This is a genomic window from Mitsuaria sp. TWR114 (assembly GCF_007997345.1).
This window is the reverse complement of sequence record NZ_VOSR01000493.1, coordinates 1-882: the sequence shown is the minus strand read 5'-3', so window position 1 is coordinate 882 and position 882 is coordinate 1. Positions and strand designations below refer to the sequence as shown.

Annotated in this window: 1 protein-coding gene; it reads right to left on the bottom strand. The window is 73.9% G+C overall.

Annotation, left to right across the window (positions count from 1 at the left end; translation table 11 throughout):
* On the bottom strand, window positions 1-882 hold an 882-nt coding region (locus FUT87_RS17495), incomplete at both ends, for a GGDEF domain-containing protein (protein WP_147241836.1).

The following is an 882-nucleotide window of genomic DNA, read 5'->3' as shown; positions in this document are numbered from 1 at the left end:
CAGCTGCTCGCCGTCGCCGGTGTCGACGCCCAGCATGGCCGCGCCGAACGAGCTGGTCACCACGCCGATCACGGTGGGCGCGCGGCTGACGTCGACCTGCATGCGGCGCAGGCGCTGTCTATCCTCCGGCTGCGCCAGGTCCAGCCCCGGCAGCACGAGGCAGAACTCCTCGCCGCCCAGCCGTCCCACCGCGTCGTAGGGCCGCACCGTCGCGGCGAGGCGGCCGGCGAAGTCCTTCAGCACCGCATCCCCGGCCGGATGGCCGTGGGTGTCGTTGACCTGCTTGAAGTGGTCGATGTCGACGATCGCGAGCGTCAGCGGCGTGCGCTCGCGGCGGGCCCGCACGACCTCGCGCTGGAGGATCTCCGTCAAGGCGCGCCGGTTCCAGAGCCCGGTCAGCGCGTCGCGGCTGGCCAGTTCCTCGAGCTGCGCGCGGGAGGCCTCCAGCTCGCGCGTGCGCTCGCCCACCAACTGTTCGAGCCGGGCCTGCTGGCTCCGCCATTGACGGCGCCGCCACAGGTGCCAGCCCTGCGACAGCCCCAGCAGCGCGACCAGCCCCAGCGCCGTCGCCCACGCCCGTCGCCACCAGGGCGGCTGCAGCGTGAAGCCGAAGCTCGTCGTCGCGGAGTACCGACCGGTCTCAGGATCCGCGAGCCGCACCTCCATCTGGATCGCCCCGGGCTCCAGGCCCGCCACGTCGATGTCGGGTGTCGCGACCGCGGTCCAGCCCTCGTCGCGTCCGACCTGGCGGTACTCGACGCGCACCCGGGGGTCGCTGAACTGCAGGGGCGCGACCCGCAGGTGGATCCGGTCCCGCGACCAGGCCAGCGTCTCGCCGTCCTGCATCGGCACCTGGCCGGCGCCGCGCGTCGCCGACATCAG